Below are 24,677 nucleotides of genomic sequence, written 5' to 3' on the forward strand. Positions count from 1 at the left end.
ATGCAACAAAAATTAGAAAATATTAAATTTGTTATTACTGATGTGGATGGCGTGCTCACCGATGGACAACTCCATTATGATGCTAATGGTGAAGCGATTAAAAGTTTTCATGTGCGAGATGGTTTAGGCATAAAAATGCTGATGGATGCAGGTATTCAAGTAGCAGTGCTTTCTGGTCGAGACTCCCCTATTTTACGTCGTCGTATTGCCGATCTAGGCATTAAATTATACTTTCTTGGCAAACTTGAAAAAGAAACCGCTTGTTTTGATCTTATGAAACAAGCTGGCGTCACTGCCGAGCAAACCGCTTATATTGGCGATGATAGCGTAGATCTCCCCGCCTTTGCAGTGTGTGGAACTTCTTTTACTGTGGCAGACTCCCCTATTTATGTGAAGAATGCCGTTGATCATGTACTTTCCACTAATGGAGGAAAAGGCGCATTCCGTGAAATGTCCGATATGATTTTACAAGCTCAGGGAAAATCTTCTGTGTTTGATAGCGCCCAAGGTTTTCTAAAATCAGTGAAAAACATGGGACAATAAAATACCTAAAAATAAACCGCACTTAGGTAACCCCAAGGGCGGTTATTTTTATGCGTGTTTTTTATAATGCTTTTAAGATATCTTCAACACGATCTTTTGCATCACCAAAGAGCATTTGCGTATTCTCTTTGAAGAATAATGGGTTTTGTACGCCAGCATAACCCACTGCCATTGAACGTTTGAACACAATCACATTTTGTGCTTTCCATACTTCCAACACAGGCATTCCCGCGATTGGACTATTTGGATCTTCCATCGCAGCTGGGTTTACCGTATCGTTCGCACCGATAACCAATACCACATCGGTATCAGCAAAATCATCGTTGATTTCATCCATTTCAAGTACGACATCGTAAGGCACTTTCGCTTCGGCTAAAAGTACGTTCATATGGCCAGGTAAACGTCCTGCAACTGGGTGAATACCAAAACGAACATTCACACCACGTTCACGCAATTTTGCCGTAATATCCGCTACTGGATATTGTGCTTGTGCAACCGCCATACCATATCCTGGAGTGATAATTACAGAACTAGCATTTTTCAACAATTCAGCCACTTCTTCCGCTGTAGTTTCACGGTGTTCGCCTTGTTCTTCGCTTGAAGAAACTTGAACATCGTTACCAAAACCACCTGCAATTACGCTCACAAATGAACGGTTCATTGCTTTACACATAATGTAAGAAAGGATTGCACCAGAAGAACCGACAAGGGCGCCTGTAACGATTAGCAAGTCATTATTCAACATAAAACCTGCTGCCGCCGCTGCCCAGCCTGAATAGGAGTTAAGCATTGATACCACAACTGGCATATCTGCCCCACCGATTGAAGCCACTAAGTGCCAGCCGAATGCAAGCGCAATCGCTGTCATTAATAACACAGGGAAAATGCTTTCTGGATTATTCAAGAATGCAACCATCAATAATGCAGATACCACAAGCGCGGCTAAATTTAATTTATGGCGATGCGGTAACATTAATGCTTTTGAATTAATTTTTCCGCTTAATTTACCAAATGCAACAACAGACCCAGTGAAAGTTACTGCACCGATAAAAATACCTAAAAATACTTCAACATTATGGATATTCGTTAATACCGCTTGTTCAGCTACAAATGCGGCTTGTGCTGCTGCATCTAATCCTTCTGGCATTAATGCCTCATGGTGTAAACCATAGCTATTAAAGCCGACGAGTACAGCTGCTAAACCGACGAAACTGTGAAGAATCGCCACAAGTTCTGGCATTTCAGTCATTTCTACTTTTAATGCACGTTGAACACCGATTGCACCACCGATGATCATCGCAATAATGATCCAAAATGTTCCTTCAGAATGAGGTCCAAAAATGGTTGCGATAAGGGCAATTGTCATACCAACAATACCGAACCAACAACCCGCTTTAGCAGTTTCATGTTTAGAAAGTCCTGCCAAGCTCATAATGAAAAGTAATGCTGCTAAAATATACGCAGCCTGTACTAAACCTTCAGACATTGTGCGCTCCTTAACCTTTTCTAAACATTGCTAACATACGTTGTGTGACACGGAAACCACCAAAAATATTGATGCTTGCCACCAAAATCGCCACAAAAGCTAACGCATCAATAAAGAGGTTGCCTGTTGGCTGACGAATTTGTAATAACGCACCTACAATAATAATGCCTGAAATTGCATTTGTTACTGCCATTAATGGTGTGTGAAGTGCATGGCTAACATTCCAAACCACGTAATAACCCACCACACAAGCTAAAACAAATACAGTGAAATGTGATAAAAATGCAGCTGGTGCAACAGAAGCTAACCAAAGGAATAACACGCCAACACCTGCCATCACACCGTATTTCACACGAGGATCTGTTGGTTTAGATTCTTTTTTCTCTGCCACTGGTGCAGCTTTGGCTTCTTGTTTTGGTTGTGCAGACACTTGAATTTGTGCTGGTGGAATTTCTTCCCCATCACGAACAACGGTTACCCCACGAAGAACCACATCTTCAAAATCAATATTGATATTGCCATCTTTCTCTTTGCACAAAAGTTTTAATAAATTGACTAAGTTTGTGCCATAAAGTTGAGACGATTGCGTTGGTAAACGGCTTGGGAAATCTGTATAACCAATCACTTTCACTTGGTTTTCAGTTGTAACAACTTTCCCTGCTTGCGTATATTCACAGTTACCGCCAGTTGCAGCGGCTAAATCCACAATCACCGAACCTGGTTTCATTGAATCCACCATTTCTTTGGTGATTAAACGAGGCGCTGGTTTACCCGGAATGGCTGCCGTAGTAATAATAATATCGACTTCTTTAGCTTGTTCTGCATAAAGCTCCATTGCACGACGGTTAAATTCTTCCGACATCACTTTCGCATAACCATCACCACTGCCGCCTTCTTCTTTAAAATCAATTTCTAAGAAGCTTGCACCCATACTTTGAACTTGCTCTTTCACTTCAGGACGAGAGTCAAAAGCACGAACAATCGCCCCAAGGCTATTTGCCGCACCAATTGCCGCTAAACCAGCCACACCAGCACCAATCACCAACACTTTTGCTGGTGGAACTTTACCTGCAGCAGTAATTTGCCCGGTAAAGAAACTACCGAATTCATGCGCCGCTTCAATAACAGCACGATAACCAGAAATATTAGCCATAGAAGAAAGCGCATCCAATGCTTGCGCACGAGAAATACGAGGCACCGCATCCATTGCTAACACATTAATTTTCTTCGCGGTGAGTTTTTTCATTAACTCAGGATTTTGCATACGCCAAATAAAGCTCACAAGCGTTGCGCCTTCCTTCATTTGAGCGATTTCTTCATCTGTCGGTGCATTTACTTTGAAGATAATATCTGATTGCCAAATTTCAGCCGACGTACCGATCTTAGCGCCTGCCTCTAAAAATGCTTGATCTTCAAAACTAGCTTTAAAACCTGCATCGTGTTCCACGATCACGTCAAAGCCCAATTTCAATATTTGCTGAACCGTTTTCGGCGTTGCCGCCACACGGCTCTCATTCTCAAGCAGCTCTCTAGGTACACCAATTAACATACTGTTTCCCTCTGATTGATGATTGGGTTGATGAGATTAATGAACAAACCTTCGCCTATTCATCGTTAAAATGACAAAAAGTCAAACGGATACAACTGTATCATTGATTGAATAAAAATAGGTAACGTTTTTAAGTGGTTTTACAAGATATTGTGATAGGGATCACGAAAAATCTCATATAAAAACACCTCAAATTAGGTGTCCAGGTTTTGGGGGGCAGATCAAAGTGCGGTCAAAATCGCTTATGTTTTTGACCGCACTTTTATTATCATTCCCGACTTATCTACCAAACAGCGAAGCCCAAAATCCTTTTTTATTTTCAACTTTCTTTTTCTTCGCTTCTTCCATTCTTTGTTTGACATAATTTACCCAAACTTGATGGGGCGCATCAAAATCAAATGATTTCATAAAATCATAAGGAATTTTATATTCCGCTAATGGATTTATATCAATCAATTCTTTTGGCGCCATAGGGCTATCAATACCTAAATCAAAACCGTGGATTGCTGCAATTTTGGCATACATTAAAACTTGCGGTTGCAAGTAAAAATCAAAATGTAAAATTGTATCTTTTGTTGCTCGTTTAGCAAACTTAAGTTCGAGTAATTTATCTAAAGCCTCTTGCATTCCTTTTATATTTTTATCTGCTAGTGCCACATAAAATTCATGATCAGGTGTTAAAATTACAAATAACTGTCAAACGATACAAATAATTGTCGCCTTATAACCCAAATCATTTATAATCTACTTATCTATTTAAGTGACTGAAAAGGAAGTAGATTATGCGATTCGTAGATGAACTTATTACAAACACATTCACCTATGAACCTTATGATGGTTTCTGTCCTGATTTTTCAGTATTCTTTAATAAGATGAAATATCTAGAAAACCATTCTGAATTAAATCCACGCCCTCACCCACCAATTAAAGGTAGTAGTTGGTATTTTCCTTCTTATGAATATATCGTTGTTTGGTACGATAGTAGCTTGATTTTTCAAAGAAAAAACACTCAATCACACATTAAAGTTAAGTTGGTAAACCTAAAGAATCCTACCTATAAAAAGGAAGGTATCACTCATTTAAGCATTCTGTATATTTCTGTGCCTATTAATATTCTTCATTACTTCTTTATTGGTAGTGTTTGGAAAGATGGTAAGGCAATAAAACAGGTAAAACTCAAAGAATATCTTGTTACAGCTAATCAAGCATTTGAAGGAAACAGAGATAACGTAAATTATCAACCTTTCTATGATAAAGAAAACCATAAATACAACGAGCCATTCTCACCAAATTTATATACTATTGAATCAGACTGTAACAACTATAAGTATGATAAAAATCAACTAATCAAAATTCAGCAAAATGGTATAGATTTCATTATTCATCCATTACATCTTTTCTGTGCTCATTATGGAATGTCAGCAGATATTAAGAGAATTTTGACAACCTACGATTGGAATGAAGTCAAAAAACGGTTTTATTTAGATATAAATGAACCATCTTTATATCATGAAAAACACGTTGTTGTATCAAAGTATTTTGTGAAGAAAGATGCAATTTTCCTTTACCATCTCAAATATGATAAAGCAGTAACACTAGAACGAACAAAAACGCTTAATAATGAAATTAAGATTTCAGATGAGAATCCAAAGCCAATAAAAGTTCAATTTTGGCACGACCAAAAAGTGCAACTAAAAATTCGTGGTATTGAGTTAAATGGAGTTATTTTATGTGCAGAAATTGTAGGTATAAATCAACCTATCGGCGATGATATTACTCTTGTATTACATCGCAATAAAAATGAAGAAGAAAAAAATATCCAATCAAACGGAAATGAAAAACCTGCCATCAAAAAGTATAAACGAGAAGTAAATACAGAATATCTCAGCACAAAAATTACAGATAGCGAGCCTAATAATAGAACATCTCAAAGTATCAGAAAAAAATTTGAAGAACTAGGACAAAAAAGAATCATGAACACGGTTCATGTTCAACACCAAAATAACAATTCACATCAAACTAAAGGAATGCAACCCAAAGAGGCTGATGAGATTGGATTCGGAGACCATTATGGTGCGGAAGGTAATATAGGCTTAGCGGCTTGTTTCCTAGATGATACAAGTGAAAATAAAGATATAAAGCTATTTCGACTTTGGGATATGGCAAAAGACTTTGGTTTAAAGAATGGCGGGCGGGTCCACTGGTTTACTCCCCAATTAGGATTCAGAGATGACAATGATTTGGTGTTCATATCATTAGATCAAGATAATGCTATTGCCTACCCTGAAATCGCATTGGTAATTCGTATCATCCTAGACGATGAAAAATTCTATATTATAGATTTTTCTCAAAAATCACATGACATTTCAATGAGCGGTATTACTTATAAAGAAAGCTACGATGAAGACTTTATTTCATTAGATGACACTCAAAGTAGTAAATTAATGGAAATAATTTGTGAAGTGATACTTTCAGAGCAACTACCTACTGAGTATATTTCACAACAGAATGAGAAAGAAATAAAGATTGCAACATTCAAACACCCAACAGCAGAAAGTAGTAATTGGGTGTTTAATTCTATTAGTAAACTCACATATAAAACATTATATAAATAATGAAAGAACTAAATTTTACAGATAATATTATTATTAATTCAGCCGAAATACAAAGTTGGTTAGAACAATTTAATAAAGAAATAAGGGATCGAGAAATTGCTATTAACATCCTTAAACAATTACGTTTTGTCACCATTAGTGATTTTAGAATTTTTATTAAAGAATCACTTACAAATTTAATTAATAGCATGTCAGAAGAGAGAGCTAAATTAGCTATCTATCCTATTATGAAACTTGATACTACATATAGTAATCTTTGGATGATTGATTCTGATAATAAAGATAATTTTATTATTAGAGATAGAAAACCTAAAGGTCGAGGAAGTGAAGATTTAGTCATTAATATAATTTATGATTTATGTAAATCAGATAACAGTTTTCTACTAGAAACTCCAGATATAGAAACGTTAAAGAAATATAGAGTTAAAGATATAATTTTTGTTGTGGATAATAGTATTTCTGGAGAGCAAGTAAATAAATACCTTGATGAATTTTTTAATAATAAAACTATAAAGAGTTATTGGTCATTAAATTATTTTAGAATAACTATATTAAGCCTATACCTTTCAGAACTAGCAAAAAGTACAATTAAGTGCAATAAATTTATAGCTGAAAAAGTAAAAAAAGAACAGCCTTGTGTTTTTTTTGAGTATTTGTTCGGTGAAGAAGAATGGAATGATTTTGATAATATAATTGATCTAGTTAGTAGATACACTCAAATCCCTAAGAAATATAGATTTGGTTATAATGGATCTGCAAGTAATGTTATTTTTGAACATAGCGTACCTAATAATGTTTTTGGTATTTTTTATTGCAAGTCAAAAAACAAATGGAATCCTCTATTTAAAGATAAAAGAGTATCAAATAATTTAATAAAAATGTTAAAAAATGAAGATCCTCCAAATTTTTCAGAGATATCAAAGTCACATTTAAAGGTATTGTATTTTATTCACAATAAATGCAATACTTTAAAAAAAATTTCTATTAAAATTGGATTTTCAGAGAAATATACTAGAGTTTTATGTGAATGGCTAATTAAGATAAAGTTTATTACTTTAACTGATGTTAAAAAACTTTATAAGTTAACGCCATCAGGTAAAGCTTATCTTATTAATAAAACAGTTATAGATACGATTGACAGTTTTGATTTTGGAATTTATACTCCTAGAAATATGGAGGGCCATAATCAATTTCTTTTTAGCGAATTACAGGAAGATTTTTTTCTGTGATGACACAGTTACCTGTGTGGGAATATTTCGAGAAATATTCTTTGACCAAGCTGACGCTGAGCTTTTCTTGTTTGTAGTTCAATTTTATGTTCTACGAACAACGCTCGAAGTCTCGCTTAAAATTGAACTACAGACATGGCTCCCTTTGTCGCCATGTCATACAAAATTGGATGGTAAATGGAAAATTGGTCTCTCCATACTCTTAATCAGAAATTAGAAGAAGATTTCTCTGATGAGCAATTAAATACATGGATTCAATATGCACGAAACTTGCGTAAGCAAAATTTACCAATAATCTTCAATCTAAAACACCTTTCAAAAATCACTAATATAAATCAGCACCTTCTTTATTCTGTTATATGCAGATTTAAAGAAAAAGATTACTATAAAATCTTTAGAATAAAGAAAAAAACAGGGGGATATAGATTTATTCATTCTCCAAATAATGAATTAAAAAAAGTTCAATATTTCATTAATAAATACATTTTATCTAAATTAGATATACATAAATCATGTTTTTCCTATCACAAAGATGGGGGAGTTTTAAGATGTGCTGAACAACATACAAATGCGAAAATTCTATTTAAATATGACTTAAAGGACTTTTTCTTTTGTATCAATGAAATGTCGGTATATCATCTTTTTAAGAGTTTAGGGTACACGAAAAAGTTATCCTTTCAAATGGCTAGATTGTGTACAATTATTTTAATAAAAGATCATGGAAAGTATATAAAAAAATACAAAGTAAAAGATAAAGAAATAGAATTAGGTGTTTTACCTCAAGGAGCTCCTACTAGCCCAATGCTTAGTAATCTTTTGGCTAATCAATTAGATGTAAAACTTAGTCAGCTAGCTGATACTAATAACCTTATTTATACAAGATATGCTGATGATCTTACTTTTAGTTCTAATAAGAAATTATCAAAAATAGAAATAAGAACAATTAACTCTAAAATACTAAAAATAATAAAATATGAAAAGTTTATTATTAATAAGAATAAAATTTCTATATCTAGACAAGGCTCTAGAAAACAAGTCTTAGGATTAATAGTAAATAATGACACTCCTAAGCTATCTAAAGATAGAAAGAAGAAAATTGACACTTTTCTATATGCTATTGAAAAGTTTGGATGGGAGTCAACTACTGAGCATTATGGTTTCAGAGATTCACTAGGTTTTTTTCATCATTTAGATGGAATTATTATTTATGCGGAACATATTGATAAAGATTTAGGAAAAAAATATAGGAACAAACTGGATAAATTATTACCCAAGTTATTTAGGTAATAAGAATACCAGTTATTGGACTCATTAGGACATATATTTTTATTTTTTACAACAGATAAGCTACCCCAAAATACTAATAGTTAATATAGTGCCATAAAAACACTACGACTCACGCTATATATACAATTACCGTGCGGGAGGAACTGGAAATTATACATACAACTACAAAAGTAAGAAGTCTTATAGCGAGACATCAGGTCTACTTATTTATAAGAACACGCTTTTACCAAATAAAGAAAAGGTGGAGAAATTGCATAAAATGTTAAGTGAGCGGGATACATTACTCCGCCTAAACAAACCGTTAGAAACAAAAAATCAATTTATTAGGTGAATTAGCTTTATTAGTTACCTTTGTCAAATAGATACTAAATATATGAAATTAAAATGTAAAGTTATAAAGGAATATAATAATAAAAAATAGGGAAATGTACTTGCAATATATCAAGATAGAATACATTGCCTTCAAATCGTGAAACATCGTTACGGGCACTAAATGAACAGCATGAAGAAATAAATAGATTGATAAAAAAATTTATCTAAACTAAATAAAAAATACCTAACACTATATAAAAAGATAAAATACGAGCATGAAAAATTTAAAAAGCATAAAAGATCATCCACTGGAAGGTTTTTTAGTGCTTCTAATAAATACTTAGTTTAATGAAATATATTGATATAACTCTGCTATATAATACCAGAAAAATGTCGTCTGAAAAATTTTAGGGTTTCAGACGACATCAATTAATATTGGATGTTTAACCAAGTTTTGAACCATTACAACGTTATCTGCTTACTTGGAGCTATTTTTTTCTAATTTAGAAAAGGTATTTGGGAATTTTTCATGATATTTATCAATTTGTTCATGAGAAAGATTTTCTGAGTTTTTTAAACCCAATTTGTCTTTAACCTTATCAATTATTTCAATCAATTGTGTTTGGTTATCTTTTGTTTCTCGATATCCATGCTTACTTAAAAAATGCTTTAATTCCCAGTCTTCAGACGTATTTATGTATTTTCCTCTTGGCTTAGACATGATGATTTCCTCTATAAAAACTAGCACCTAAACAAATGTCTTAGTTTCATTAAAGCTAGCTAGTGTATATATTGGGGCTAATAGATAAATATCAAGTTATGTTATACTACTTGACCTAAGTGGAGTTTTTAGTCGTCATCTAGGACTGATCTGCCCCCAAAAAGTTGGACAGTTAGTTAACTTAAATATTGAGCTCTGTATTGTACTGGGCTCAATCCTTTGAAACCAAGTTTAATTCGTTTTTGGTTGTAATACACTAAATATTCTTCAATTTCAGCCTGTAATTCAGCGATTGAATGATAAGTCCGTGAATAAAAACACTCTGATTTTAATATCGCAAAAAAAACTTTCAATCACCGCATTATCGTAGCAATTTCCTCGGCGGCTCATACTTTGCACCGCTTTACCCTCCAACATTTTCCCCCATTCCGCCGAGCCATACAATACGCCTTGGTCGCTATGAATAATCGGGCATTCTGTCTCTTTAAGCCGACTAAGCCCTTGTGCTAACATCTTTTTTACCAATGAAAATTTGGGGCGTGTTGAAAAGTTATAGGCAATAATTTCTCGGTTAGCCAAGTCCATCAACTGTGAAAAATAAAGCTTTTCTTGCCCAACATGAAACTCCGTTACATCCGTTACCCATTTTTGATTGAGTGCCGTTGCAGTAAAATCACGATTCAGTAAATTCGGGGCAATATGCGATGTTTTTCCATGTTTTCCATGTCTTTTCTTGCGTAAAATGGAATGAATACCTAACTCGTTCATTAGCTTTAACACCGTTTTATGATTCAAATTAAAACCTATTTGACGTAATTTAAACGTCATGGGGCGATAACCATCTCGTTTTCTGTTCTTTTTTTAGCTTTGCGACTCGCTGTCTCAAAATTATCTCGTGCTTGTTTGACTAAAGTGCGGTTAGTTTCGTTGTTGTTTTCTGCCTTGGCTTTTTCTGCTTCTTCTAACGCAATTGCAGCTTCATGACGTTTCGCTTTCGCTTCTTCGCCAAATTTATTAGCAAGCAAACTCCCTGCTTCCACGACATTCTGTCCAAATTTCTCTGTCACCTCACGTTGGAAATCAAGTTCTTTTTGAACATCATCTTTATTAAAACGGTTCTCTAATTTACCACTTTGACTTTGTGCACTCTCTGTAGTGATATCGGTTTTAATCGCAGCAATTTCTTCTTGTACCGTTTTACCTGTACGTTTTAATTGCTCTGCTTCATCTTTAATAATGATATTTTGTGTATTAATACCACTTTTTGTTGTGCTAGATTGACTATCGGAATCTTTACTATACACCAATGCAGTGTTTAGGTTTAATAGTAATATTCACATTTTCGGCAAAAGAGAAATAAATGGTCATTGCCGTTTAGATGCGTTACTCGCTCGTGATATTTCTGTGGAAAAAACATTGGAAAAAGTGGAGCGAGCTTACGCGAAGTTGGACGTGAAATTATAAGCTCTACTTAACATAAGCATCGTTGAAAATAAAAAGTGCAATCAATTTCTGAAAGTTTTAAAAACTCTTTGAAAATTGACCGCACTTTATATCCCAATTCAAACTGTATGCGTCTTAAGTATCAAACAGCACTGGTATCTTAGTCGAACTTAACATTCTTTGAGCATAGTTTTCGAAGCTGCCAAGTGGTTAATATTCTCAGAAAAAACCACCTCAAACTTATCATCTTTTGAGCAAAAATTTAAGAATTCTATCGCCTTATTACAGTCATCACTTAAAGAAATGCAACCATACCCAATATCTTCATGCGGATATATTGCTAATTCAAGCTCTGGAAATATAAAAAAGCAGGCATCTCCAAGAACATCATCACTCAACATAACTAGCTTACTTAGAATAATAAATGCTCTCTGATTAAATGAAATAGATATATTATGAGCAAATAAATCATGATCTCCTATTAAATACTCATCAATATCATTTGTTAGTTTTTGTATAAGATTATACTTCTTAGCCTTTAAAAATAAAAAATCAATATCTTTGCTTAGAATAGTACTTTTTGTATAAGCAAGTGCACTGATAGTAAAGAATCTTTTATTTATAAAATAACTATAAACTAGTCTCAGTGCATGATTACATGCTGTAACTCTATCATTCTCACCATCTTTTATAAGTTCAAAATAACCTATCCAATTTTTACTTGATGAGAATCCTAAAAAATTAATTTTGCTTAATTCAATTGTTTTATTTGTTAACTTTAATAATCTTTCCATTACTAATCCCAATTGTTATTTTTGAATTTTTATTAGGTTCTTTATTCCCTATACCAACTTTCCATTCACCAGTTTTATCTGAATGCGATGTATTACTCTTAGACCATATTTCATTTGTATATTTATTTACAAAGATTGTCCTTCCCTGACTATCTTTCTTGCGAAGAAAATCATCTGGATGTGTTGTTGGTGTTCTTACTATATCACCCACACTTGCACTGTTAACCTTTTGTTTTGGCATATCAAGGAAACAATCATTATGCACCCAAACCCCATCAAGGTCAGAATTCGCTCCTTTAATGAAGTAAGTATGGTCAGTCTCAACTGTCAGGTTATATGCACTTAACTTCTCAGCCTTGATGCTAACACCTTTCACAGTTTGCCAGTGATTATTTTCTGATAACAGTTTATAACCCGCTTTCAGATTTTGTGCATCTACCCACTGAGCGTTTTGGATTTCTCCGTTGTAGTGATGCCCCTCAGAACTCGGTACTAGCTCACCTTGATTTATCTGGGTAAAGAATGGGTGAATTTTGTTTGAAACAATGGTTTGATGTTTGCCTTGTTCATCAATCACTTCTACATATACCGTAAAATCATACGGATTGTTGTAGTGCGCTTGTACACGCTGATAGGTCATTTGTCCTGTCAGTTCATTTTTCGCATAAACCTTATCTCCGACTTTAATAGACGCTATCGGCTTATAACCTTGCTCTGTTTTTACTTCCATGTCACCACGGAAAGAACAAGTTTTAGGTTTTATCTTCGCGACATTAATACCTGAATGAGCTACATCAATCGTGCCATTTTTTAATTTGGCAATAGACTTAGCTATCCCCAATCCCGCACCACTTAGAACTACTCCTCCAGTTGAAATGCCTTTCATTTTACCTTGGCGGTAACCTTGCATTTCTCCCGCGAGTTTTGGATTCTCTTGAAGGGCAAGCGCATAAGCCTCATCCCAATCTTTCAACGAGACCACAACATTATTATAGGTTTTCTCTGGGTTTGAAATAGCTTCCCATAAAGACACAACGGTATCATCTAAATTAACAACTGCATCTGCTGTTTCTTTAACGCTATCAATTTGCCCTTTAGCCTCTGCAATCTCTAGGCCTTCTTGATATTCTTTAGCTTTATCCTCATCTCCATTGAATAAAACCTTGGCATACATTTCAATGTTTTGCTTACGCTCATCACTAGGATGAAGATTTTACTAATTAGAAAAAGAAAAAAATACCGGTATTAGAATTTAATGCAAGTTTAACCAAGCGATATAATTCACGAAAAAAGGTATGGATATGTATATACCTTGATATTATATTTAACAACCTATTTAATCGGTTATTATCACAAATACTTTCATCTTCATAATCATCAATATTTTTATCTAACTCCTTATTAATCACATCAAAAAAATTAGTACTCCATATTTCTCTATAAACATCATCATCTAACTCTAATTCCTCAAGATCTCCAGGTATACACTGGTTATAATTAAGTCGATGCATAGCCTCTCTAGTAAGTGGAACAGAAATTAACTTCATAATTTACTCCTTAATTTTAAAATGAGTAACTTGATTGTATTCACTTTGAGTTCTACCTATTTTCTTTCCATTATCAAGAGTTTTATTATTAGGAACAACTCCATTAAGATCTAAATAATTTCTCTTACCTCTTATACTTGGATCATATATACGGAAATATTTCCCATTAATATCTTCAACAACTTGAACTTTAGTTGTAGGATTTTCATATATTCTTTTCCTTTGTCTGTCATTGTAATGATAGGATTCTTTCCTGCAAACTTCTCTATGGACTTATGCAAATTAGCTTCGGTCCAATTTTTAGGTTCCAATCTTATTCATATTTTTCATGGCGCTTATATACACATATATAATTATCAAAAGATAAATATTTAGGGTAATCAATCCTAACTAAATTCTCATCAATAGTATAATCCTCACTAAAATTAGAAATAATATCTGTACCAACTTCATAAATCTCTTCATTCCAATAGGTAGAGATATCTCCATCAATAACGATATAAATACTTATACAATTTTCATTGATTCTTACATAAACACCTCTAACCTCTTTGGTAATTTTACCTATCAAGGCATTTTGGGTAACAATTCTTAATCTTATAATGTCATTATTCATAGACTATTATTCCTTTGGTTTAGCCGGAACTACATGATATCCATTTTTACTATAATGAATAATCCCCATAGTTGTTGGGGTTTGATTTCCTGTAACAGGATCGATATAAATACCGATATTTTTATTGAAGTTCACCCTTTCTTTAGAACCAGGAAGCCCAATTTCAGTTTTTCCCACCTGCTGTCCAGTTCCTACATAACCTTTTAAAGAATCTAAACTTACAGTGATGATGCTTTTCTGTTGTCCATTAGAAAGAGAAACTTTATACTCATTTGTGTTTTCTAAATGCTTATTTTGCTTAGATATCTCAATTTCTAAGTTATTTAAATTAACTTTTGTAGTGCGATATCCCTTAGTCTCCCCAACAATCGGCAATTTTTCGTTTGCATTGGCTCCTTTTGGCAACTTAGTTAAGGCTATCCCCCCTAACCCCACAGCTTCCGCAGCACCTAAAGCAAGAGTTGCATAGTGTACGCTCTTTGGTAACTGGTTTCTTGTTTTACCGTTTTCCAATTCCACAAAATCACTCAATTTAACCTGGGTCTCTCTACTTAAATTATTAAAATAGGATCCAAACCTTAAATAACTAGAGTTTTCATATGCTGCTTCATCTCCCGATTGCATCATCTGAATATGTGGTATATAACAAACTGGATTATCACCACAATCCTTCAATATTTTTCTTCTATTTTTCTCACTTAATTTCGCGTATTTCTCAAAAATAGGTCGAGTATCTTTTCCTTCCTTCTCTGCTTTAGCTAACTCTTTAACGAGGCTGTTTACCTCTCCGTTGTATAAATAATTATTCTCCACAGCATTCTTCGCCGTCTTAGCCGCAATAATCGCCCCATCAGAGCTATCTGATAAACTACCACCGGCAATACCTGCTGCTACTTGACTTAAAGACGATACCGTACGTTTTTCTTCTTCGCTGAGCTTTTCAGGTGATTTATTATAAAGTGTTGACGCTAAGAAATGAGCCGCAACCTCTCCACCTGCAGCACCCGCCACGCCCGCAGCAACATTACGGTTGCCCGCATAAGCCTCTACCGCGCCCCAAAGTGCATGAGCAGTCAAATTGAGCGCGGTATTCACATTGCCTTTTGCATCTGTTGTCGCTTTCTTAATTTGGTTATTCACCGCAGGTGATAATCCTGAAGCCACCACTTCCGCTGCCGGTCTGCCGGCTAAAGCGGTGCTGATAACATTTAATGCTGAATCAATGATAAGACGTTGACTTCCACCTGTTTCCCATTCTTTAGCTTTGCGACTCGCTGTCTCAAAATTATCTCGTGCTTGTTTGACTAAAGCGCGGTTAGTTTCGTTGTTGTTTTCTGCCTTGGCTTTTTCTGCTTCTTCTAATGCAATTGCGGCTTCATGACGCTTCGCTTTCGCTTCTTCGCCAAATTTATTAGCAAGCAAACTTCCTGCTTCCGCGACATTTGGTCCAAATTTCTCTGTCACCTCACGTTGGAAATCAAGTTCTTTTTGAACATCATCTTTATTAAAACGGTTCTCTAATTTACCACTTTGACTTTGTGCACTCTCTGTAGTGATATCGGTTTTAATCGCAGCAATTTCTTCTTGTACCGTTTTACCTGTACGTTTTAATTGCTCTGCTTCATCTTTAATAATGATATTTTGTGTATTAATACCACTTTTTGTTGTGCTAGATTGGCTATCGGAATCTTTACCATAGCCCATGCCATAAGAAAATTGAAGAGATTCCTTGCCTTCAGCTAATTTCTTGGTGTTCTCTTGTCCATTTACTCCTTTAGAATTAACAGTTGTGTTGCCATTTTTATCGGTATAAAGCAGGTTACCATCTTTATCCGTGGCTTGTTTTGTACTTTGAGCTGCACCATTTTTACCAAATGGTATTTCAAAGTTAGCTGACACACTACCACTCACACCAAAACTGCTGCCACTATAATTTGAGTGATTTTCAATATCTGAATGGGTAATGCTACCAGTGCTAAAATGATTTTTGCCATCAGCTTCTGCCTTTTGTGTAGAGGTAATCAATGCACCTTTTAAATCTGTATGATTTTTTACATTCACATCATAGCCTTCATCACCAGCATAAATTCCTGCCTGTTCATTCACACTCGCATGATCAGCATTGATTTTCGATTTACTGAAACTGCCTCCAACGGATGCGCCATACCCCACTGTCACACTACCATTTACATTCATTTGTTTACCATGATAGCTAGATTTATCTTGCAAACTTTCGATATTCAATTTTTCAGCATTAAGTTCTACTCGTTTGCCTTTTACTTGGCTACCAATAATATTGGCATCACCACCGGCTTGAATCACGGTTTTGCTTTGACTATCACCTACATGGCTTGCAACATAAGTGGTTTCATCACCATTGCCGTAACCTTTTCCAGAATTACCGCCTAAAGTAGCCCCAGCAACCGCACCATTACTCACTTTAATGGCTACCCCTGCATTAAAACCACTCGATTTATTCGTGCTACGTTCTTGGTGGTTTTGTTCTGTGGCTTTAATATTGACTTGGTTATCTGCAATCAATGTTGTGCCTTGTTTGCCTGAGATATCCGAACCTTTAATATTAATGTCAGAATTCTTTCCAGCACCCGTTGCCACAATATTCACCTTGCCGCCTGCATTAACTTGAGATTTGGCTGCGGTTTTTCCTTCAGTATGAGTACGTGATTCGCTCTTTTGTTGGCCGTAAGTGATTTGTGCCCCTACTACGGAATCCACATCGCTATTACTCATTGCTTTTTGAATAGAGTCGCTAGCTTTCATTACGCTATCAGCTGCACGATAAGCATCAAAACCAGCATTAGCTGCAGCCATCGCATTAACACGACCATGCTTACTCTCACCTACTTGTCTAGTTGATTGCACTGCGCCTTGTACTGCTTGCATAGCAGAAATAACAGGAGAGGTAATAGCAATCGTTAAACCTTTTTGCTCAAATTTTTGTTTGGTATTAGTTTCATATTTATCATCTGCCGCTTTAATATCGACTTTTTTCGCCAGAATATTCACATCGCCGTCTTTGATTGCACTCACCTTGCTAGCAGTTTGAGTATAAGTGTTTTCCGCAATCATCGTAGTATTACCGTTCAAGCTACCTACTTGACTACCTTGTGCATAAAGCTTAGTCTGATCACTTTCCGTGGTTTGTTTTTGAGAACCAAAGGTTACGCCAATACCACCTCCCAACACGCCTGATTTTTTCTTGCTGTAATAATCATCAGAGTAGACTCGGTTCTCAGCTTCACGAATATCAATATTTTTGGCTTTCACCGTCAAGCCATTACCAGCTGCTACATTTGAGCCCTGAATAGTGACATTACCTTTGCTTGAATGAAGATAAATCTTATCTGCATCTAAATTTGAGGCTTCCGCAACATCATAATTATGATTATGACGACGAGTTTCGCCTTTTGATTGGAATACACCATGCTTAGTCCATTTTGTTGCCTCTGATAAACGTTCTTGCTGACGACTTTCATGAATATTAATATCACCTTCTGAAAGCACGCTCATTGTGCCATTACTTACCGCAGAAGCCCCGCGCATTTCAATAGCATTTTTACCCACAAAATGAGCATCGCCTTCAATATTAAATTCTGACCCAATCTCATTATTCTGGTTGAGTTTATAATAGTTATTACTGTCTTTTACAAAAGATTGTTTATTTTCAGTTTCTACCGTACCAACATTAAGCGTATTTCCAGCTTGAATATCCGCATTCCCTTTCACATTAATCTGTGCACCTTTGAAAGTAATATCTTCCGTGGCTTGTAATAACAACTGCCCTGGATTATTTTTCTCTCCTACATTAATTGCACCAACACGATTAATCGTTTTATGCTTAAAGTGTTCATTATCTGCTGTTTCAGAAAGTGTGCTGGCAATGTTGATATTTTTCGCATGACCAACCAAATTTTCTGTAGCGTTAAGTTCACCCCCTAAATTATCTAGGCGATTTTTCGCAAACAAATAAAGTTCTCTGCCTTGCAGTTTTCCACCCAAGTTTTCAATATTATTGGCACTTAAGTGGGTAAGGTTACGACCTGCAATCACACCACTATTTTTCATATCGCCTTGCGTATTGATAATCACATCATTTGCAGAAATCACTGCACCACGACTGTCAATATCCGTATTACGCCCAACAATATAAACTTGTGGTACCAGTACCTCTGCTTTACTACCATCTTTGAGTGTAACTTCACGTTTAACCATCCACACCATATCAGATGTTAGTTCTTTCATCTGTTCTGATGTTAATGCTACGCCTGGAATCAAATTTAAACGCTTAGCATATTGTGCACCATTATCCATCAGAGCTTTATATTGATCATAATCTGATAAATACCCATCAAGGAAACGTCTTCCTGTCAGCTTATTAACTTGTTCATTCACCAAGCGTTGCTCATAGAAACCATCACCTAAACGTTTAAGCAAATTTTGAGGATCATTGCGTAATTGCTTAAACATATAATCAGAACTTAGCCATTTTGATTTCTGTGTAAAACGTGGATCTGTTTCAACTAAAAACTGTCCTGATGCTGCTGGGTTAATTTTATAAAGACTTGCCTGTGGTAATGAAATATCCGGTAAGTGTGTTTTTATACCAAGATTATCTTTATTTTTTACCACACCAGAGGTAAGTGCTGATAAATCAACACGATTTGTATTGAGATCTGTTTTTAAAGGTGTTTTCTGTTCAAGAGATACTCCTTGAAAATCAGATTTACCATTAACAGTTGTCCGTGTTTTTTCAACAGGTTCGCCAATTGTCAATAATTTCAAACCAAAACTAAAATCTTGGGTTGGATGAACATCAGTAAAATCACTATAATTATGATAGTGATGATGTCCCTTTCTACCGCGTTTACGTCTCACTTTATATTCTTGAACGAATTGACCTTCATCTGTGATATTAATCGTACCGTGTATATCATCATTATCTAATTTAGAAATTGCGCCACTTAAACGTTCATTTGTTGATTGAGTAAAGACCTTATCGTCGAGTAATAATTTTTTCCCTACAAAAATTTGACTTTGTTTATTATTCAGATCTTCACCTGAAAGGTGTAATTCTCCACCAATTAATATTTTTGCTGGATCCTGATGTTCTATTGTTGAAGTAGTCGTTGTTCTCGTATAGCGCCATTCTTTCCAACCAAATCCTTCTATACGTGTTCCATTGTTTAATTGGAAATATGAATTTGGATTACGACTACCATTATTCAGGTTATAGTAGCCGTCAACACCACCCCGATAACGATGTGAATCACTTCCCAATGAATATTCATTAATCTGTTCTTTTTCTACTTTTTTACCTAATTTTAAGTGTAAATCTTGGTTTAAAAGATGATGTGTGTTAATCCAACCACTTCCTAAAGCTTCAATAGTCGCACTTCCGTTATCAATGCTATTTGCGTAACCAATTGCTTGATTATTTTCATCTAACTGTCCACCAATATAGATATTACCTAAACTCATAATAAGTGAATGATTACGGTTTACTAAATTGCCGACACCTAAATCAAGTCTCTCACGAGCAGCAATAGTGGCTGCAGTTCCATCAGCATTCTCAAGATTATTTAAATTATTTGCTTGAATCGCAAGATGACTACCATAAATACGTGCAGTACCGATATTATTGACATCATTGGCTTTAATCACTGTGGTATCACCATCTATTAAACCAAAGTTATCCAGTTTATTAGCTTGAATGCGAGTGTTTATCGAGGAAATTTCTGCATTAGCATTATTTTGAATAGTCGCGCCTTCAACTGAGGCTGAATGACCTACCACAAGGTCAGAATTATTAACAAAATCACCTTTTGTTTTAAAAGTAAGATTATTGCCTACACTAAAGGTTTTATTTAGGATAAGGCTATCATTTAACTCAATACCCAAATCTCCTTTTGTACTAATAGATCCCTCATCAACTAATGTTTTAGCTTGCAATGTTGTGCCAATCACTGATTCAATTTTTCCTAGTGCATTATTTACAACTAAGGTCAAATCTGGATTTACAATATCAACTCGACCAGCCGATAAGATCTCACCTTTTTGATTATCAAGAGATTGATTAATTGTAAGCTTTGCTGATTTTCCAACATAAATACCGCCAGATTGGTTTTCAATATGATCCGCATTCATTACTAAATTAGCTGTTTGAATACCTTGAATCGGACTCTCTTGCTTAGCTTTTGTATTTTTATTATTTACATTTGTAATATTTAACACTAAACGATTTGTTGCACTAACCAAAGAGCCTTTATCACCTTCAGCTTGGTTATCAAGTGCGGTCAAATTTAATGTTGAATTTGCACTTTGAATAATTCCACCTTTGTTATTTAAATCTGAACCAGATAATGTTAAATCCTGAGATGAAATTACACCTTGTGCATTATTTATTGCAGCAGAAGAAATCGCTGCTGTTTTCGCTGAAATATCACCTTGTGTATTGTTCAAATTTTGGGTTTGAATCGTTAAATTAGACTCTCCCTGAATCACGCCTTTAAGGTTATTTAAATCATTTGCAAGCAATGTCGCACGAGAAACCGATGAAATAAGGCCATCTTGATTATGTAAATTTTCTGTTTTTAATGATAGTTCACCTTGGCTATAAACAATACCACGCTGATTATTAAATTGATTAACTGATAAATCTGCGCGATTTCCAGCAATCAGTTTTCCATCTTCATTATTAACTTGCTGCGCAGTCAATAAAACTTGTCCACCTAACATTTCACCTTTCTGGTTATTTAATGTTGAGGTACTAATATCAAGGCTATTTTTCCCAAATAAATAACCAGATTGAGATTCAACATGTCCTGCATTCGTATTAAGTTTCACACCTTGGTTTGACCAAATCACACCTTGATTGTTTTGAATTAACGGACTTTGAATAGAGATCAAACCTTCAGCAGCAATCTTTCCTTCAGTATTATCTAACCCTTTTTTCAAATTCAATGAAAAAGCTTCTTTACCACGCTGAACCCAGCTACTCTTCTTATTATTAAGTTGTGCGGTATCTATCGCAAAATAACTTGCATTTAGGTTAGCATTCTCCGCTAAAATAATATCAGGACTGCTTAATGCAGTACTCCCCTCACTGTATAATGTTGCTTGATTCAAATTTAAAGGTGATTGAGTAGATTGGAAAGCAATACTATCAGCTGTTGATTGACTTTCAGATAAATCAAGGGTACCTGCTTTAGCATTAATTTGACCACTCGCTAGATGCTGAGCTTTAGATGAAACAGAATTTTCAGCTAAGAGCGTAATGATAGCACCTTTGGCACTTTGACTATCTAATGAACGAGTCTCACCCAGTGTTGTTTCTTGAGCAGTTACACCTGCAGCAATTAACGCACCTTTACTAGCCTCAATATTCTTCGCTTGGTAAGTAACATTACCCTTCACTACAGTTTCGCCTGTTTGAGTAACTTTATCCTTAGCTTGAACAAAGCTCCCCCCTTGACGTGAAACTATCGAACCATGTTGTGCTACATTAGCCTCAGAGCGTAATGATACATTACCTTTCTTTGTTTCAATTTTACCTGTATTTTCAATGGATTTTTTGGCGTTAATCTCAGCTTGTTGTGTCGAACTGATAGTACCACTATTGATAACTTTTCCTTGGCTATCAATCTTCACCTCACCCGCTGATGCACCAATATGCCCCGCATTACGCACACCAAGACCCTGACCGTTATCCACTAAATGGATTTTCTCTGCATACATCCCGCCTAATTGGCCCACATCCACACTGTAAGCTTGAGCTTGGTCATTTTGGCTCTCTGAAGTGCGGTCAGTTTCGTTTGTATTTTTATCACCGACATAAACCACCGAATCATTGGTGCGGTCTACTTTATTTTTACCAGTGGTAACCTTAACTTTATTACCCCACACACCACCTTTGATTTCAGCTTTATCTGCAATAATATCGGTGTAATCTGCTTTAGAGGTATCCATCCCCTTTTGACCTACAGAGACCTTACCACCCTGTACGCGATAGCCTTTTAATTCACCATTTTCAACTTCTGCCTTACCCGTAGTAAACGTTGCACGCCCTGCATTTATCACACCACAGCCATCACATTGGATACCACTTGGGTTCGCAATCACCACATCCGCTTTTTTACCCGCTACTTCTACATAGCCTTTTAAACGGCTTGGATTCGCTGAATTGACTTCATTCAAAATCACTTTCGCTTCACCACGAGCAAGATTCGGGTTACCTTGCACCCAGCCTGCCATTTGCGTTTGTGCTGCTTTACGAGCATTGTTTAATACAGCCCCTTTCTCCGCCACATCAAATTGCGAATATTGGTTACGCGATACTCCAGCCTGACTTGGTGCTTGAATATTAACTTGTGGAATACCATTACCTGTTTGCAATACTGTCGGCTGTTGATTACCTGGTGCTGATTTATCCGCACGAATAGCCATATCTTCAGCTTGAACTGAAGGTGAAAGGAACACAAAGCCTAATGCTAGCATTAAGCTAAAATGAATAGGGTTGAGTGAGAGTGCGGTTGAAAACAGCCCTGTTTTTTCTTGTTCTGGACTCACATTTTCACTTTGCGCTTTACCTTGAGATTTTGCTAACTCAGAGACCACCACAAGCTGGTTTAATACACGGCTAAAAATAACTTTATAGTGACGTTTATTCATTTTTTAATTTCCTTTAAATTTTAAATTCGGTTTGGGTTTAATCAATTTATTCATCTAAAAGCGTGAGCATTAAAAACGGTAGCTCACATTAAATCCGGTTGTCACATGACTGGTTCTAAATCCTTCCGGTTTTTTAATTGGAACACCTACGAAATAATCATAGTTAATGCCCCATAATTTACCGCGAAGTCCAATTACGCCGCCCATTAAGCTATCACCAATTTGAAGCTCTTCTTGGCTAGAGTGCACTTTTCCTCGGTCAATCCCTAAATAAAGCTCATGTCCCTTATTGGCGATATTCCAACCTAATTCATTTCGCCATAACCAACCTTTTTCACCGGAAAGTGATAGCTCGCCATCAAACCCTCGCACGGTATAACGACCACCAATACTAAATTTATCTTGTTGTGTTAAAGGTGTGCCGTTCCATTGTCCATTCCAGCTGGTGTTAAAGCGGAAAGGTTGATTGCCGATAGTGAAAGGATAGGTAAAATCAACGCCTGCAGTAAAAATCTGCATGCGGGAAGTCCCTTCACCAAACTCTTCTTCCGGAGCGGGTAAGGATTTATTCCCACCCGTACCACGTTTATAGTTCGCAAACAGTTGTAGCACTGTATCACCAATGTATTGAGTGTGATTAAGCCCCACTTCCCAACCTGCTGTTCGACGACGTTGTACTTCAACTTCTGTATCATCAATATAGTTATGAGATTTTTTCGTCCATAATGCACCATTGATATACGTTTTATGTTGACTACCACGAGAGAGTAAGCGACTTAAATTCGCTTTCATTTGTTGGCTTTCGCCAGAATAGACATAAGACTCAAAAGCCCCTGCGACTGTTTGATGATAAGAATATTTAGAGCCTGAAAGAGTTAAAAGGTAGTTTCTCCAAGGAATTGAATAATAGAGTGTTACGTTTTTACTGCCATAATCGCCTTCAACATCATCACTATGACGCTTAAAGCTGCGTGTACCGCTGATATAGAACATATCATTAAGTGTTAGCACGTTATCCCAGGAAAACGTGGCAGAACCCTGTAAACGCCCCGTAGCTTTACTGCCTGAATCATCTAATCCCAAAGTCAAATGAAAAGGTAAGCTTTGCTTATAAGCAATCACCACGTCTGTTTCACCGACTGCATCCGTTGGCACAAGCTCCATATTTGCATCAGCACTCTGTACACGTTTTAAGTTTTCTAAACCTTGTTCAATGTTGCGAATATTTAATATATCCCCCTGCGCCATTGGCATGGCAAACCATAAGGTACCACGGGTCGCAAACGGAATCGCACTTTGGTCTTGTAATTGAATACGGCCTACTTTACCTGGAATCACGGTGAGTACGAGCATGCCTGAACGCAAATCCTGCGGCTCCACCACCACGCGTGTAGTGACATATCCCAAATCAATTAAACGATTTTGAATACGACGAAGTAATACATTAATCCCCTCAGAGCCAATACAAGCAGGCAGCGCAAAATCACGCTCAGCATAAACTGACTTTAATACCCAAGAGAATTGGCTTGGTTGGATTAATTTAAGAGAAGAAGCTGATGAATTTTCTTCTTCAGCTTGATAATCGGTCAGCACCAATTGATTGATAGGAAAACATTGTGCCTCATTCTGAGGGAAGCTAAGCGAAGCCTCTTTTTCACCCTCTAAACGCACATTCGCGGATTGCGTTTGCTGCGCTAAAATGGCGGCATCTTGTTCCGCTTGTTGCTTTTGTTGTTGGGCATCGATTTGTTTTTCTACATTTGCATTTGGTGAGCTTGGCGCTGCCAAAGCAAAAGAGGAAATAAATAATAAACTAGAAAGAAAAAAGTGTGAGGATTTTTTCATTG

18 protein-coding genes are annotated in these 24,677 nt (G+C 35.9%); 5 read left to right on the forward strand and 13 right to left on the reverse strand.

Annotation, left to right across the window (positions count from 1 at the left end; all coding sequences use genetic code 11):
- On the forward strand, positions 1-543 hold the full coding sequence (locus LIX50_RS03035; protein ID WP_048953249.1) for a KdsC family phosphatase: 543 nt from the start codon (positions 1-3) through the stop codon (positions 541-543).
- A 61-nt stretch (positions 544-604) separates the two neighbouring features.
- On the opposite strand, the gene pntB is transcribed toward LIX50_RS03035, so the two are convergent.
- The 3 genes from pntB to LIX50_RS03050 form a co-directional block, all read right to left on the reverse strand.
- Complete coding sequence (pntB, locus tag LIX50_RS03040; protein ID WP_005637794.1) at positions 605-2,029, reverse strand: Re/Si-specific NAD(P)(+) transhydrogenase subunit beta; 1,425 nt, start codon at positions 2,027-2,029, stop codon at positions 605-607.
- A gap of 10 nt (positions 2,030-2,039) precedes the next feature.
- Positions 2,040-3,578, reverse strand: coding sequence for a Re/Si-specific NAD(P)(+) transhydrogenase subunit alpha (gene pntA, locus LIX50_RS03045; protein WP_048953248.1), 1,539 nt, complete (start codon positions 3,576-3,578; stop codon positions 2,040-2,042).
- Between the two features lie 279 nt (positions 3,579-3,857).
- Positions 3,858-4,262, reverse strand: coding sequence for an Imm49 family immunity protein (locus tag LIX50_RS03050; protein ID WP_226385892.1), 405 nt, complete (start codon positions 4,260-4,262; stop codon positions 3,858-3,860).
- Positions 4,263-4,360: 98 nt separating this feature from the next.
- Between LIX50_RS03050 and LIX50_RS03055 the strand changes: the two genes are divergently transcribed.
- The 3 genes from LIX50_RS03055 (at position 4,361) to LIX50_RS03065 (ending at position 8,709) form a co-directional block, all read left to right on the forward strand.
- Positions 4,361-6,193, forward strand: a complete 1,833-nt coding sequence (locus LIX50_RS03055; protein ID WP_048953247.1) for a hypothetical protein — start codon at positions 4,361-4,363, stop codon at positions 6,191-6,193.
- Positions 6,193-7,422: a hypothetical protein gene (locus tag LIX50_RS03060; RefSeq protein ID WP_048953246.1), complete on the forward strand. Its 1,230-nt coding sequence runs from the start codon at positions 6,193-6,195 to the stop codon at positions 7,420-7,422. The genes LIX50_RS03055 and LIX50_RS03060 overlap by 1 nt, the downstream gene beginning before the upstream one ends.
- Before the next feature lie 177 nt (positions 7,423-7,599).
- The gene (locus tag LIX50_RS03065; protein WP_048953245.1) at positions 7,600-8,709 is read left to right on the forward strand and encodes a reverse transcriptase family protein; all 1,110 of its coding nucleotides are present in this window, start codon (positions 7,600-7,602) and stop codon (positions 8,707-8,709) included.
- Between the two features lie 790 nt (positions 8,710-9,499).
- On the opposite strand, the gene LIX50_RS03070 is transcribed toward LIX50_RS03065, so the two are convergent.
- The 4 genes from LIX50_RS03070 to LIX50_RS03085 form a co-directional block, all read right to left on the reverse strand.
- A complete protein-coding gene (locus LIX50_RS03070) occupies positions 9,500-9,742 on the reverse strand; it encodes a hypothetical protein (protein WP_048953244.1) in 243 nt (80 codons plus the stop codon).
- Positions 9,743-9,918: 176 nt separating this feature from the next.
- A complete protein-coding gene (locus LIX50_RS09585) occupies positions 9,919-10,095 on the reverse strand; it encodes an IS3 family transposase (RefSeq protein WP_226385866.1) in 177 nt (58 codons plus the stop codon).
- Positions 10,028-10,570, reverse strand: a complete 543-nt coding sequence (locus LIX50_RS03080; RefSeq protein ID WP_226385867.1) for an IS3 family transposase — start codon at positions 10,568-10,570, stop codon at positions 10,028-10,030. The genes LIX50_RS09585 and LIX50_RS03080 overlap by 68 nt, the downstream gene beginning before the upstream one ends.
- Positions 10,567-11,046, reverse strand: a complete 480-nt coding sequence (locus LIX50_RS03085; RefSeq protein WP_181154058.1) for a hypothetical protein — start codon at positions 11,044-11,046, stop codon at positions 10,567-10,569. The genes LIX50_RS03080 and LIX50_RS03085 overlap by 4 nt, the downstream gene beginning before the upstream one ends.
- A 7-nt stretch (positions 11,047-11,053) precedes the next feature.
- Between LIX50_RS03085 and LIX50_RS03090 the strand changes: the two genes are divergently transcribed.
- Positions 11,054-11,206 carry a phosphoribosylglycinamide formyltransferase gene (locus LIX50_RS03090; RefSeq protein ID WP_226385868.1) on the forward strand — a complete coding sequence of 51 codons (153 nt, stop codon included), beginning with the start codon at positions 11,054-11,056 and terminating at the stop codon, positions 11,204-11,206.
- A 149-nt stretch (positions 11,207-11,355) separates the two neighbouring features.
- Here the strand turns inward: LIX50_RS03090 and LIX50_RS03095 are convergent, their stop codons facing one another.
- The 6 genes from LIX50_RS03095 to LIX50_RS03120 form a co-directional block, all read right to left on the reverse strand.
- Entirely contained in the window at positions 11,356-11,979 is a 624-nt protein-coding gene (locus LIX50_RS03095) for a hypothetical protein (RefSeq protein WP_048952664.1), read from the reverse strand.
- Entirely contained in the window at positions 11,951-13,153 is a 1,203-nt protein-coding gene (locus tag LIX50_RS03100; RefSeq protein WP_226385869.1) for a polymorphic toxin-type HINT domain-containing protein, read from the reverse strand. The genes LIX50_RS03095 and LIX50_RS03100 overlap by 29 nt, the downstream gene beginning before the upstream one ends.
- A 46-nt stretch (positions 13,154-13,199) precedes the next feature.
- Positions 13,200-13,526, reverse strand: coding sequence for a hypothetical protein (locus LIX50_RS03105; RefSeq protein ID WP_048953336.1), 327 nt, complete (start codon positions 13,524-13,526; stop codon positions 13,200-13,202).
- 313 nt (positions 13,527-13,839) lie between these two features.
- Positions 13,840-14,142: a hypothetical protein gene (locus LIX50_RS03110; RefSeq protein ID WP_048953334.1), complete on the reverse strand. Its 303-nt coding sequence runs from the start codon at positions 14,140-14,142 to the stop codon at positions 13,840-13,842.
- A 6-nt stretch (positions 14,143-14,148) separates the two neighbouring features.
- Positions 14,149-22,830, reverse strand: coding sequence for a hemagglutinin repeat-containing protein (locus LIX50_RS03115; protein WP_226385870.1), 8,682 nt, complete (start codon positions 22,828-22,830; stop codon positions 14,149-14,151).
- Positions 22,831-22,899: 69 nt separating this feature from the next.
- Positions 22,900-24,675: a ShlB/FhaC/HecB family hemolysin secretion/activation protein gene (locus LIX50_RS03120; RefSeq protein ID WP_048953682.1), complete on the reverse strand. Its 1,776-nt coding sequence runs from the start codon at positions 24,673-24,675 to the stop codon at positions 22,900-22,902.
- Positions 24,676-24,677: the final 2 nt, after the last annotated feature.

It is taken from the genome of Haemophilus sp. Marseille-P9675 (assembly GCF_916862695.1).
GTDB lineage: Bacteria > Pseudomonadota > Gammaproteobacteria > Enterobacterales > Pasteurellaceae > Haemophilus > Haemophilus haemolyticus_K.